This window comes from Limnothrix redekei LRLZ20PSL1, from assembly GCF_043235035.1.
Taxonomy (GTDB): domain Bacteria; phylum Cyanobacteriota; class Cyanobacteriia; order CACIAM-69d; family CACIAM-69d; genus CACIAM-69d.
Genome location: NZ_JAZAQF010000049.1, coordinates 118781 through 131899 on the forward strand (window position 1 = coordinate 118781; position 13119 = coordinate 131899).

A 13119-nucleotide genomic window follows, 5' to 3' on the forward strand; every position below is an offset into this window, starting at 1 on the left:
GGACTCCTGATTGAGCAAAATTGTCCCAATGGCCCCAGGATAGCGAAATTTCAGCGATTGCCTACTCCAAAAACAGCAGACGACGCAGCAGTTGTTCCAGTTCGTTGGCCGTGCGATCGATGCCGAGGGTTTCAACGGTGGCTCGTCCCGTTTGGGCTAGGTTCACCCGCGAAACTGCGTCGGTGGTCAGTTGCAGCAGGGTTTGGGCGATCGACTCGGCCACGGGCAACACCGTGCCGTAGTGAATCCCGGCGGACAGGGTGGGATGCAGGGGCAAATCTTCGCCCACCAGCAGAGCCGCACAACCGCAGCCGATCGCTTGCAGGGTGGGGAGGGCGCTGTTGGCGGCTGAGGGGGCCAAGTGCAGTTGAGCCGTTTGCAACGCGGCGGCCAAGGTGGATCGATCGGGCCAGCCCAGTTCCTCGCAAGCAAAGGGCAGTGGCTCCGGCGCGTGGGAACCATAGCGGCGAATTTGGAGATCCGGTTGCTGGGTGGCCAGGAGGCTTAACCCGGCAATGATGGCCGATCGCTGGTCGGCATCGGCGGCGCGATCGTCTAACCAAAGGATCGATCGGGCGGGGCCGCTGTGGCGCACCCAATTGGGCGTGGCGGGCAAAAAGTCCGCCGTTAATCCGCCTTCTAGCCACAGGGGCGGCACTCGCAGGGCCCGGGCCGTTTCCCAGCGATCGGCGAGGGCCTGGCCGAGGGCGATCGGCCGCAACGGCAACCCACAGGAACCGAGGGCCGTTTCGCGCTCAATGGTGCCTGGGGCTTCGCAATCCACTTCCCAGTTTTGAACCAAACGCACCCGCAGCCGCACGTTGGCCCAATCGGCCACCGCACAGGCCGATCGCCAATCGGTGGCCAGGGCCACATCCAAGGCCGGCAGACCCGTGCGGCCTTCCAACACCTGCACACCGCTGCCTTGCAACTGGGTTTCCCAAGCACGACAGGCCTGATGGACTTGGCCGCTGCTGCTGGCTCCGAAGGGTTGCACCACGAGCCGCACCTCATGGCCTTGGGCATCCAGGGCCCGGGCCAGGGCGGCGATTCGATCGACCTCCACGCTGTCGCTGGCTGCGAGGGAGACCACCATGGCCACGGTCAGCGCACTGGGTTCTGGGATCGATCGGGCTAACAGGTGATGCCAGCCGGCCCAGGTTTCTCCCAAGGCGGCGCGGGTGAGGTAGCGCTGGCGGGCCGCTTGGTTGGCCGCTTGCCCCATGCGATCGCGCAAATCTTGATCCTCAATCAACTGGCCCAAGGTGGCGATCCAGTCTTCCGAATCACCACAAAGGAACCCCGTGACTCCCGGTTGAATGGCTTCCGCATAGGTTCCCCAATGGGAGGCCACCGTGGGCACGGCCAACAGGGCCGCCTCAAAATATTTCAGCTCGCTCTTACCGGCGGTGAATTCCCGATCACGCTCTAGGGGAGCCAAGTTAATATCCAAACGGGCATAAACTTCCGGCAGTTTTTCCCAGGGCAAAATCGGCAACCGCTCCAGTCGATCGCCCCAGGTTGCCGCGAAGTCCGCCGATAGTTCCAAATGCCCCACCACCAACAGTCGCGCTTGGGGATAGCGGGTGGCAATGACCTGCAAGGCGGCCTCACATTCCGCAAAGTCCCGCTGGTGGGTTTTAGTGCCGCTGAGATAGCCCAGGCGCACCACGGAGCGATCGCGCTCATCGGTGCTGGCGGCCAGGGTTTCGGCCGCTTGCCGTTCCATTTCGGCGCTGGCTCGGTTGGGCAACAGCGCCACGGGAGTGCCGGGGAAGCGCTGCTCGATCGACCGTTTCAGGTTGGCGGTGCTGGTGCTGACCCCATCCACCCGGGCGATCGCCCGTTGGTATTGGCGCATCATCTCCTTGTAAACCTGCCGCAGTTCTTCTTCGCCGCTGTTGGCATCTTCCAACTGGTAGAGCAGATCCGGATCAAAGACCAAATCATCGGTTTCAAACACAAACCGCACGCCCTGTTTTCGCCCTTCCTCGATCGCTGACTCCAGGTTGGGATGGAAGGTGGGCCGGTGCATCACCACCACTCGGTATTGATCCAATAGTTCCCGGTAAGGATATTGGGCAATGTCGTAGACCTCAACGCTGTAGCCCAAATAGCGCAGGGCTTCCGCCTGGTGCAGGCAACGGTAGCGATAGGGCGCACCACCGCAGCCGCTGATGAAGGCAAACATCCCGATCGGGCGATCGTCCGCCGTTTGCACCTTCACCGGAGCCGCCAAGCGCCCTTCGCGCACCCCCACCAATAGAAAATGCTCAAAGGCGCTGCGATATTGCCCCAGTTCCACCGCCAAGGCCGCGTCGCCGTAGGTTTGCAAATAAAATTCGCTGTCAAAGTTGGGATTGGGATTTAGCCCCTCCGCCATTCCCACTTCAAGGAAATGCTCGATCGCGCTGTTGAAGTCCTTGGCCGCCAATCGCGCTTTCACCTGGGGGTAAGTTTCCAGGTAGTAGCGGGTTTTGAAGAGGGGGCTGGGGTCGCGCCCTTCCGTCGCCCCGTTGGCCACAAAGTGGGCAAAGGCCTGGCTGTAGGTGGCATTGGGCAGACAGTTCGCCACATCCGGCTGGGTTTCCAGATAGTAGGCCGCATCAAACAGCCGCAAGAGAGCGTGGGGCTTGCGCAAGTCCAGGCTGGGCAGCTCTCGCTTAATAGCCTCATAGATCGCAGACTGTTGGGCCGCCGGATCGGGGGCGATCGCCAGTTCCGGAGGAATTTGCGACAGGGCCACCAGCGTGCGCGCAAACAGCTCTGGATCAAAGTGATCGGCCGCTGGCGGCCGCAGTTTGTATTTCAGCTTGATCCAAAAATTCCGCAGGGCCCAAAACTTGCTGCTGCGAATGATGTCTAACAGGCGACGGGTTTCCTCAAGGCGCGATCGCAGCTCCCGAAACTGATCTTGAGCGGCGGCGATTTGGGCCTTGGCGTGATCCCGCAGTTCGTTGGCCCGGGCGATCGCCTGGCGACCGTGCTTCACTTCCAACTCCGCCAGTTCCAATTCCTCGTGGAGGTCGGCGATTTGATCCCGCAGGCTTGCTAGGTCTTGATTGGCCGCTTGCAGCAGGTCTTCTGTGCATTGCAGCCGGCTGTCATAGGTTCCAATCAGGGCTTGGTACTGATCTACTCGCAATCGCCCCTCGATCGCCCCCTGTTCGGCGGTTAGGACTCGGGCCTGATAGCGACTGAGATCCGCGCGGGTTTGCTCCAGTTGAAATTGGCTTTGGGCCAAGGCCGGTTGCAGTTGGGCCAGTTGTCGTTGCAGTTGCCGAAACTGCCCTTGGCGATCGCGGGTCTGTTCAGCCAAGGCCCAATCCTGCAACCAGGTGAGGGCATCGGTGGGCGCGCTGGGGTCGATCGGCAATTGCGGGTGCGGAGCCAGGGCCCGGGCGTTGAGCTGCTGATAAAGGGCGGTGGCCGTGGGATAAAAATGCTGGAAAAGGGCTTGGCGTTCATCGGCGATCGCCTCCCAGTCTGGCAAAATCAGGGTTTCGGGGCCCCATTCCACCGCTCCGGCCGCCAAGTCCACCAAAATGGCGCGATCGCCCAATTGCTCAAGGGCCACCAACAGCGCCTCGTGGTAGGTTTGCCAAACCCGCAGGGCCCATTCTGGATCTTCGAGGGCCCGATCGCCCGCCACCCGAAACAGGGCCGAAACGCCCACCCAAGGAGCACAGGACACCAACACAAACCGAGCGGTGGGGAACTGGGTTTGCCAATCACTCAAAAACAAGGTGGCCAAAGCGTCCGCCACCACCACCGGGCCCGTGGGCCAGCGGCGACAAAGCTGTCCCAATCGATCGATCCAAAGGGCCGAAACCGGCTCCGGCTGCCGCGTCACCCAACCGGACTCTTGGAAACCTTGGGCCCGCAATACGGCCTGATGCCAGGGTTCCACGGAAACCGGTCGCCAGCCCAACTCTTCGAGGGCCGCCGCCACCCGATCGCATCCCACCGGCAACAGTCCAGCAACGATCGCAATAGTCGGCTCAGTCATAGGAGGGGGTTGCAAGATCGACAACGGGTGCGTGGCAATGGGCGTGCATCTGGGAACCGGTGGGGTTCTCAGGAAAAATACCACACCGGCCCGGCCCTCCAATGGCTGGCCCTCCGAATGCCCAGCTCGCCCGCCAATGGCCATCGCATTCCTTGGCCAGTGTTGGCCATTGGACGATCGCCCGCCGGTCGCTATCCTGTCTGTGTGTTGCCTGTGCCCCGAGCAACTATCGTTCCTGCGCCTTCTGCCCTTGCCCTCCGCTGTTTACCCCTTGCCATGACCGCCATCGATCGCACCTTTTGGACGGATGTTTTAACCTTCACCACCGACCTGGCCCAGCGCACGGGTCAGCAACTGCTGAAGGACTTTGCGGGCGATCGAGCCACCACCGAAAAAGACGACGGAACTTTGCTGACCCAATCGGACACCTGGGCCGATGCCACCCTGCGCCAGGCGATCGCCGATCGATTTCCCGATCACGGCTTGCTCAGCGAAGAGGGCAACCATGATTTGCCCGATCAGGATTGGTGTTGGATCATTGACCCGATCGATGGAACCACGAATTTCAGCCACGGCATCCCTGTTTGGGGCATTTCGATCGGGCTGCTCTATCGCGGCTGGCCCGTCTTTGGCTATTTGTACTATCCCCCTACCCAAGAAGCTTGTTATGGCTTTTGGCCCGGTGAAACGGGATTGGATCTCGAACCAGGAGCCTTTCTCAATGGCCGCCCGATCCGAACCACCAGCGCCGACCCGGGCCCCAACCAAACCTTTAGTTTTTGCACCCGCAGCATTGAGCGGGCCCCACGCCCCTTCTGTTGCAAAATCCGGGCGATCGGGTCGGCTAGCTACAACTTGCTCACCGTTGCCACCGGCAGCATGGTGGGAGCCTACGAGCTAACGCCCAAAGCCTGGGATATTGCCGCCGTTTGGCCCATCCTGCAAGCGGCCGGAGCCACCTGGATTTCCCTGGAAGCCTATCCACCCTTTCCGCTCACCCCTGGCGACAGTTATGGCAAACGTTCTAATGCCTGTCTGGTGGTAGCTCGGGCTGATTTGGGCGATTTTTTCCGCCGGGCGATCGGGATTTAGGGGCCTCTGATTTGGCGGCGGTTGGGGGCAGTTGGGTCATGAGATCCCCAGGCCTTCGATCTCCGATCCCCAAGTTTTAGATTCCCTGGGAATCTAAAATAAAAATTCCCATAATCTGCAAAACCCCTCCCCAAAACTTTCCTGCACGAACCCAAGGCCCGGAAGCTGGGCGGCTACCCGCACAAAATTCAGTGGACAACCAGGCTCGGAATCCTTATATTGGGATGTTGTCTAGATTGCGACGGTGTTCTTAGGAGGTCATTATTCCCGAGCAACTTACCCTAACCGTCAGCTTACGAGGCACGCGCGAAGTTAAGGGAGATTGTCAACTGTTCCGCCTCACAGGGCTGCTCGATGCATTTTCGGAACCCACGTTCCGCAAAAAGCTGGGGCAGTATGTTGAAGACGGCCCGCCCCATGTGGTGCTGGATCTAGCGCATATCGATTTTGTAGATAGTTCTGGGCTAGGCGCTCTGGTGCAACTGGCGAAAAAGGCCCAGAGTGCAGGTGGTAGTTTCCAGATTGTGACGAATCCCCGCGTCACCCAGACCGTTAAACTCGTGCGTCTCGAAAGCTTCCTATCGCTCCAGGATTCGGTTGAAGTGGCGATTAAGCGCGTTTCTGAATCGAATCAAGGCTAAGATTGGCTGTGGAGTTACAACCGGCGATCGCGACGGATTCTCCGAGTGTCGAAGCAGGCTGGCTAGCCGCCGCGGCCTTGCGATCGCCCCTCCCCCTCAGTTCGTCAATTCCCGCAGCCGAAATTCAACGTCTGTCGCCGGCTGCTTTGGCCTATTTAGGCGACTCCGTTTACGAACTTTATATCCGCTGCTATTACCTCTTGCCGCAATCACGCACCCGAACCTATCACGATCGCGTGGTTGCTCAAGTTCGCGCTGAAACCCAAGCCCGCCACCTAGAGGCGCTGCTGCCCCACCTGACCGAGGCTGAACGTGAGATAGTTCGGCGCGGTCGCAATGCCACTGATAAGCGTCCGAAACGGCTCGCGGGTGGAATATACCAGGCCGCCACGGCCTTCGAAACCTTGGTGGGTTATCTCTACCTAACCCAGCCGTCCCGACTGACCGAGTTGTTGGCCCGGTTGGATTTGTCGCCGTCTGTTTCCTCTCATGCGACTTTAGATCGCAACTCTTCATCATGACTGATTTTTCGTATCGTAAGGGTCGTACCGGCAATTCAGCAGGCCAAGCCGGTCAATCCAGCAAGTTTGAGCGTCCGGGGAAACCGGTTAAGGGCGGACAGTTTCAGGGCAAGGGACGGTATCAAGGTTCCCAAGGGGGAGAAGGCTCGAAGGGGCGTTACGAGGGACGGCGCGATCGCGCGGATGATTTTGGGTTCTCCGGGGAAGACCGGGAACGCCGCAACTATGACGGGGGCGAGCGCCGGGACTTCGGCAAAGACCGGGACTTTGGCAAGGAAAAGAAGGACTACGGTGGCCAGCGATCGGGCTATGGCTCCCAAGGTCGATCAGGCTATGGTTCCCAGGGGCGATCGGGCTATGGCTCTCAGGGATCGCAGGGATCCCAGGATCGACCACAAGGATCGCGGGGCTATGGCTCCGGCCAGCGTGACGGCGAGTCCCGGGACTTTGGCGGTAAATCTTTTGGCCGCAAGCCTTTTGGTGGCGGTCAGGGCGGCCAGTCCTTTGAGCGCCGTGGCCGGGATGGTGATCGACCGAACCGTGGGGGCGATCGACCCTTTAGCCCCCGGGGCGATTGGAGCCGGGAAGAGAACCGGGACACGCGCGGTGGCGAGGGTTCAGACTTCCGGGGCAAGAAATTTGGCAAGGGTCAAGGCAAGTTCAGTCGGCCCTTTGGCGATCGACCCGATCGTCCTGACCGGCCGGAGCGGAACCGGGATGAGCGTCGGGATGGTGACTATGGTTCGCCCCGGGGCGATCGTGGTGAACGGAGCGATCGGTCTCCTCGGTTCGATCGCGGGGGCGATCGCCCGGCCTTCAGTCGTCGTCCCGAAGGGGGCAAGTTTGGCGGCCGCCGGGATGGGTTCCGCGAGCAACACCGGGACGGCCAAGGCGGCCAAGGCCGGGACTTCGGCGGGCGCGATCGCGCTGCCCATACCTTTGATGGCAATGCCCAAAATGGCAACCCAACCACGGGCGAAGCCGAAACCAACAATGACATCATCTACGGCCGTCATTCGGTGTTGGCAGCCCTAGAGAGCGAGCGCACCCTGCACAAACTCTGGATCGTGCCCCAGTTGCGCTACGATTCCCGGTTTATGGGGCTGCTGCAAACGGCTAAGACCAACGGCACAATCATCGATGAAGCCACCTACAGCCAACTGGCGCGGCTGACGGATGGGGGCAATCACCAAGGTGTGGCAGCCCAGGCGGCGGCCTACGATTACTTGGACTTGGCGGATGTGATTGAAAAGGCCAAGGCGGCCACCGATCGCGCCGTGTTGGTAGCAGTGGATGGGGTGACGGATCCGCACAATTTGGGGGCGATCGCCCGCAGTGCCGAAGCCTTGGGCGCAAAGGGCATCATCATTCCCCAACGGCGGGCCGTGGGCGTGACTTCCACGGTGGTGAAGGTGGCAGCAGGCGCGATCGAGCACCTGAACATTGCGCGGGTGGGCAACTTGGTTCAAGCCCTGGAAACCCTGAAGGCTGCTGGCTTTTGGATCCACGGTTTGGCCGCTGAGGGCAGCGAACCGATCGACAAGGTAGACCTCACGGGCCCGCTCGTGCTGGTGATTGGCGCAGAGGGGGATGGCCTGAGCCTGTTGGTGCAAAAAACCTGCGATGTGTTGATGTCCATTCCCATGAGTGGCCACACGCCCAGCCTGAATGCTTCGGTGGCGGCGGGTATGGCGCTCTATGAAATGAGCCGTCAGCGTCGCCATCAGTCCTTGGATTTGCGAAATTCCTAAGGCTCGGTTGCTTCGGTTGATCGCATCTTGGGTAATCCATGCTCCGGCGAGCGCGATCTGAGGGATCAATGCGATCGATCGTGCCCTGATTTTGCCTCCCAGCGGTCCATTTGCTAGGCTGTCCGGAGACTTAGCCGCCACCGAACCTCCAAGGGGCCGGGAACGGTTAAGCCCCGGGGTTACCTCGTGCCTCCGGTGCGAGTTGATGAAAACCCCGGCCATGGCCTGAGTTTGGAGGTGGTGCGTGTCTCAATTGCCGGATGGGCCCTTGCCTGAGGATCGATCGCGATCGGCCCGAGAGACCAATGATGAATGGATTGCGGTCTTAGTGGCCCTGCTAATCTTTGGGGGATTGTTCTGGTGGTTTGCCAGTCGTCAATCGGTCCCAGCGGGTTGGCAGGGCTTGCTGCGATCGCGCCCCGTTGCCCCTGAAGCGCCTAAGGGCACAGGCAAAGAACCCACGAGGGCGATCGCCCCTTCGCCCCAACCCGACGCGCCCGCCAAGGCCCCAGCAGCCTCCCCCACGGCTCCCCCGGTGGCTGGCCAAACCCTGGCCCCGGCTGCTCCTGCGCCCATCCCCGCCGCTCCGGCCCAGCCGATCGCCCCTGCGCCATCTGTTGCCCCAGCCATTGCGCCAGCCGCCTCGGAGCCAATGGCCGCGCCCTTTAAGGATGTGGACGGGCAACATTGGGCCTATCCCTTTATTGAAAAACTGCGGAAAGACAAAATTATTGCCGGGTTTGAGGATGGTTCCTTCAAGCCCGATCAACCGGTGACCCGGGCCGAACTGGCGGCCATTTTGCGAGATGCCTGGGCGGGGCCCACGGTGCGATCGCCCCTGCCCTTCCCGGATTTGGCTGCCGACCATTGGGCAAAATCCGCTGTCGATCGAACCGTTGTGTTGGGGTTAATGCGCGGTTATCCCAATGGACAATTTGCCCCCGACCAACCCATTTCTCGTCTTGAACTCTATATCACCCTCGCCTCTGGGCTGAATTTGCCGTTGCCGGAACCGCCCGATCGCCAACGGCAACTGGAGCGTTACAGCGACGGCTTGGCCCTGGCCCGCTGGGCCCAGCCCAAGGTGGCCGCCGCCAGCCAAAACAACCTGGTTACTTACTACCCCTTGCGCGATCGCCTGGATGCCCAGCGGCCAGCAACCCGCGCGGATGTGGCCGTGGCGCTCTATCAAGCCTTGGTTTGGCAAAAACGCCAAGCCCCGATCGCCTCGCCCTATCTGTCGCCCCAACCCTAGGGAGGCGATCGGGCAGTTTGTTCAGGGCAAAATCACCCCCCCAGCGGATTTCCGATGAATGCGGTACGGGTTCCCGGTGTGGATGCTGCCTAGGGCGATCGCGCTAGGTTGGGAGCCAAATAGGCTGATCAACAGCCACTCTTCAGTATTCCGCACCGCAACCAGCCCAGAGGGAGGGGCGATCGCCGTGAATCGATCGGCTAGGCAATCTCGATTATCGCAAGCCCGTTTCCAACTACGGCCCGGCGTTCCCACCCTCGGGGCGATCGCCCTGCTGTTGCCCTTGGTGGGTTGTGGATTCAGCTTCAAAGCCGACATCCAAAACGGCAACTTGGTGGTTAACAGCGGCTACGAAATTTCCGAAACCCTGCTAAACCAAAGCCCCATCAGCTTCAAAGGCGATCCCGCTTCCTTTGTGGAAACCATTGATCGCTTTGAAATTCAAGAGGGACAGGTGCGCGCCTTTGGCAAATTCGTTTGTCCCGACAAGCGCCTAGAACCGGGTAGCCTCGATTTTGTGCTGCAAGCCAGCTCCCAGCAACTGCTTGAAGCCAAAATTGCCCGTGTGGATTCTCCCTGCATCACCTTGGCTGACCCCCGAATCATCACCGTGAATCAGCTTTTGGCGGATAGTTTTCAGCGCCTGGCCGCCGGAACCCGAGAAATTGAAGTGACCCAAGTGAAGGTGGGTGACCAAAAAATCGCGATCGACTTCCAATGGGTCACACCGCTGGAGTCGCCTAGCCCCGCCGCCAGCCCCGCTGCGCCCGATCGCCCCGCCAATTCACCATCCACCCCCAACAATCAAGCCCCTAGCGATTCATTGCCCAACAATCCGCTACCCAACAATCAACCTGGCACAGATATCTAGCTAGCATTGAGCCACCAGAGATTGGGTCAACCCAGATCTTGCCCAATCTCGCCCGACCTCGCCATTAGCCAGCATTGATACTTAGGATGCAACTGAGGTTGATCCAAAAGATCGATTTAAGAAGTTGATCCACAAGATTAATCCACAAGATTGATCCAAAAGATTCAAGCAGCATTAATTCAATCGGGAAAATTGGGATCAATGAGGGCGAACTAGCGGTATCTAGGACATTGGAAAGTAATTGCCTGTGTGAAACCATGACTGACCTAACCCGAGACTATATTTTGGCCGTGGACGCTTCCAGCTCCATGGGTATTCAGATGCCGAGCGGTCAAACCCGTTGGGCCGCCGTTGCTGAAGCAGCTTTTGGGCTGGCCCAGGCGATCGAGCAATTTGATCCCGATGGCATCCAGGTTTATACCTTTGCCTCTGGGGTCAAGGAACATGGCAACGCTAACGCTCAAACCGTTGCTAATTTGTTTAGCCAAAATCGCCCATTTGGGTCAACCAACCTGGCTGGCCTGTTGAACCTGGTGTTGCTGCAAAAGTGGGTTCCCGAAGTGCCCACTACCTTGATTATCGTCACGGACGGGCAACCAGACGACAAAGCCGCCGCCGCCCAATCCCTGGTGGCCGCCACCAAAAAAATGCAATCGGACGAGCAACTAGCGATTACTTTTGTCCAAATTGGTGATGATCCGGGGGCAACCAATTTCTTGAAATTCTTGGATGATGAGTTAATGGGATTGGGTGCTAAATTCGATGTGGTTGATACCTTCGCGGCTAGTGAATTTGGTAATCGATCGATTGAAGAAATCCTGATTGCCGCAATCCAAGATTAAGATGAATCGATAGGCGCAATGTTCAAGTGCCAACGATCAGCGAATTGGTAACTATTCAACTACCAACCTTCGAAAAATCATTGGCACTAATTGCATCACTTCTCTAGATTCTCTGATTGTTTAACCACCCTTTCCTGATCAAATTGAGACATGATTAGCCTCAAGCGCGATTACATTTTGGCGATTGACGCTTCTAGCTCCATGGGCATGACTCTTCCCAATGGACAAACCCGCTGGGCCGCCGTTGCTGAAGCGGCTTTTGGTTTGGCCCAAGCGGTGGAAAAACTAGATCCAGATGGAATTGGGATCTATACCTTTGCCAGCAAAATTCGTGAATTTGGCAATGCAACGGCGGCGACGGTGGCCGAAATTTTTAGCCAAAATGAACCCTTTGGCTCCACCAATTTGGCAGGGCTTTTGAATGAAGTTTTGCTAAAAAAATGGCAAACGGAAGTTCCCTTGACTCTATTAGTGATTACCGATGGTCAGCCTGATGATAAGGCTGCCGCTGCCCAAGCGATCGTCGCGGCTACCAAAAAGATGTCCGTTGATGAACAGTTAGCCATTAGCTTTGTGCAAGTGGGGAACGATCCCAGTGCAGCCAATTTCTTAAAGTTTTTGGATGATGAATTAATGGGTCTGGGAGCCAAATTCGACGTGGTTGATACGTTCCCTGCCAGCACCTTTGGCGATCGCCCGATCGAGGAATTGCTGCTGGCTGCGATTCAAGACTAGGATTGTTAGCTGAAAAATGCTTTTCAACTCAATCTTAAGCCGTCATTTTCATAGCGATTCAACACCGGGATGAGCAAGTCTCGATCGATCGAGTCAAAAGGCGTTTCAGAACGAGCCGATCGGCTTGGTTTGATCAATCCCACAACTGCACAAGTTTTATAAAAACCCCAGGAGATGATCAATGACTCGTGAATCACTCCTGGGATTTTGATTTTGATGAAGGTCGATCGATTCTGGGAGGCTGATTATGGCTAATTTTGCCGAAGAACATAGTGAAAAAAGTAAGATGATCGCAGGGCAATTATACTTAGCCTCCGATTCTCAGCTCATCCAAGAACGGGCCCGGGCCCGCCAACTTTGCCGCCGCTATAATGCCACCACCGAGGAAGAACCCAATCTAAGGCTCAGCATTTTGCACGATCTTTTAGGCACAGCGCCACCGGAAATTTATATTGAACCGAATTTTAAATGTGATTACGGCTATAACATCCACTTGGGCAATTATTTCTATGCCAATTTTGATCTCATCATTCTGGATGTTTGTGAAGTGCGAATTGGCGATTATTGCCTAATTGGCCCTCGAGTAAGCATTTTGACGGCAACCCACCCGATCGACCCGGATTTGCGGCGATCGGGTCAGGAATTGGGTAAGCCGATCGCGATCGGGAATAACGTTTGGATTGGTGGTGGCGCGATTATCAACCCCGGCGTAGCGATCGGTGACAACGTGGTGGTTGCTTCCGGTGCAGTGGTCACCAAAAATGTGCCCAATGGTTACATTGTGGGCGGTGTCCCCGCCAAAATTATCCGACATTGCACAGAGAATCCACGCGAAAGTTAAAGGACTTAAATCAACACTCCGGCTCCGCATTCTAAGTAACCTTATGCAAACCGTTGAACACAATACCAATAAACTTGTAATATCTTTGAGCTAGGTATATGAATGCGTTCAAGTCGCAAAGAAGCAATAGATCATCTCAAGCAAGCTAAAAATTTATTTCAAGCCCAAGAAAATATCAATCGTGCAGCTTTAGCGAGGGTTCTCCAATGTCTTGTGAATTGGAGAAATTAATGTTTTTTAATCATTCAATTAGCAATTCAATAGCAATCTAATATCCCCGCCGACTTGTCATAAGTAGACTTGCAGGCTTAATGTCTGACTTAATATAATCGGTGTGTGACAGAACCATTAGATTTTGTGCAGAGAAATTATTCACAGTAATACCAATTTAACTGGTTACCGCTTTAACTGGTTACCACGGTGATCGCTGAGTTTCAGAGCTAATTTATAAAGAGAAGCTAAAGCCGACTTGGCAGCTCTAAATCCGGTTTTAGGCTAGACCTACCCGAAGCATCACCCAGCTCATGAGTCGTCTCCCGGTCATTGCCAATCCTACCCGCA

At 57.4% G+C, this 13119-nt stretch carries 10 protein-coding genes; 9 read left to right on the top strand and 1 reads right to left on the bottom strand.

The annotated features are described in order from the left end of the window. Window positions 1-61: 61 nt before the first annotated feature. Complete coding sequence (locus VPK24_RS08490; RefSeq protein WP_393012117.1) at window positions 62-4009, bottom strand: glycosyltransferase; 3948 nt, start codon at window positions 4007-4009, stop codon at window positions 62-64. Between the two features lie 9 nt (window positions 4010-4018). Between VPK24_RS08490 and VPK24_RS08495 the strand changes: the two genes are divergently transcribed. The 9 genes from VPK24_RS08495 (at window position 4019) to VPK24_RS08535 (ending at window position 12558) form a co-directional block, all read left to right on the top strand. Beyond that, on the top strand, window positions 4019-5101 hold the full coding sequence (locus tag VPK24_RS08495; RefSeq protein ID WP_393012119.1) for an inositol monophosphatase family protein: 1083 nt from the start codon (window positions 4019-4021) through the stop codon (window positions 5099-5101). 263 nt (window positions 5102-5364) lie between these two features. Beyond that, window positions 5365-5742, top strand: a complete 378-nt coding sequence (locus VPK24_RS08500) for an STAS domain-containing protein (protein ID WP_099534531.1) — start codon at window positions 5365-5367, stop codon at window positions 5740-5742. 77 nt (window positions 5743-5819) lie between these two features. Then, a complete protein-coding gene (locus VPK24_RS08505; RefSeq protein ID WP_199291639.1) occupies window positions 5820-6263 on the top strand; it encodes a Mini-ribonuclease 3 in 444 nt (147 codons plus the stop codon). Further along, the gene (rlmB, locus tag VPK24_RS08510) at window positions 6260-8014 is read left to right on the top strand and encodes a 23S rRNA (guanosine(2251)-2'-O)-methyltransferase RlmB (RefSeq protein WP_393012121.1); all 1755 of its coding nucleotides are present in this window, start codon (window positions 6260-6262) and stop codon (window positions 8012-8014) included. Before VPK24_RS08505 ends, rlmB begins: the two co-directional genes overlap by 4 nt. Window positions 8015-8258: 244 nt before the next feature. Continuing rightward, window positions 8259-9269 carry an S-layer homology domain-containing protein gene (locus tag VPK24_RS08515; protein WP_393012123.1) on the top strand — a complete coding sequence of 337 codons (1011 nt, stop codon included), beginning with the start codon at window positions 8259-8261 and terminating at the stop codon, window positions 9267-9269. 187 nt (window positions 9270-9456) lie between these two features. After that, on the top strand, window positions 9457-10140 hold the full coding sequence (locus tag VPK24_RS08520) for a hypothetical protein (RefSeq protein ID WP_393012125.1): 684 nt from the start codon (window positions 9457-9459) through the stop codon (window positions 10138-10140). Window positions 10141-10397: 257 nt separating this feature from the next. Then, window positions 10398-10982 (top strand): hypothetical protein, encoded by a 585-nt coding sequence (locus tag VPK24_RS08525; protein ID WP_393012127.1) that lies wholly within the window; start codon window positions 10398-10400, stop codon window positions 10980-10982. 150 nt (window positions 10983-11132) lie between these two features. Next, entirely contained in the window at window positions 11133-11717 is a 585-nt protein-coding gene (locus VPK24_RS08530; RefSeq protein ID WP_393012129.1) for a hypothetical protein, read from the top strand. A gap of 247 nt (window positions 11718-11964) precedes the next feature. After that, window positions 11965-12558, top strand: a complete 594-nt coding sequence (locus VPK24_RS08535; RefSeq protein ID WP_393012131.1) for a sugar O-acetyltransferase — start codon at window positions 11965-11967, stop codon at window positions 12556-12558. Window positions 12559-13119 lie beyond the last annotated feature (561 nt).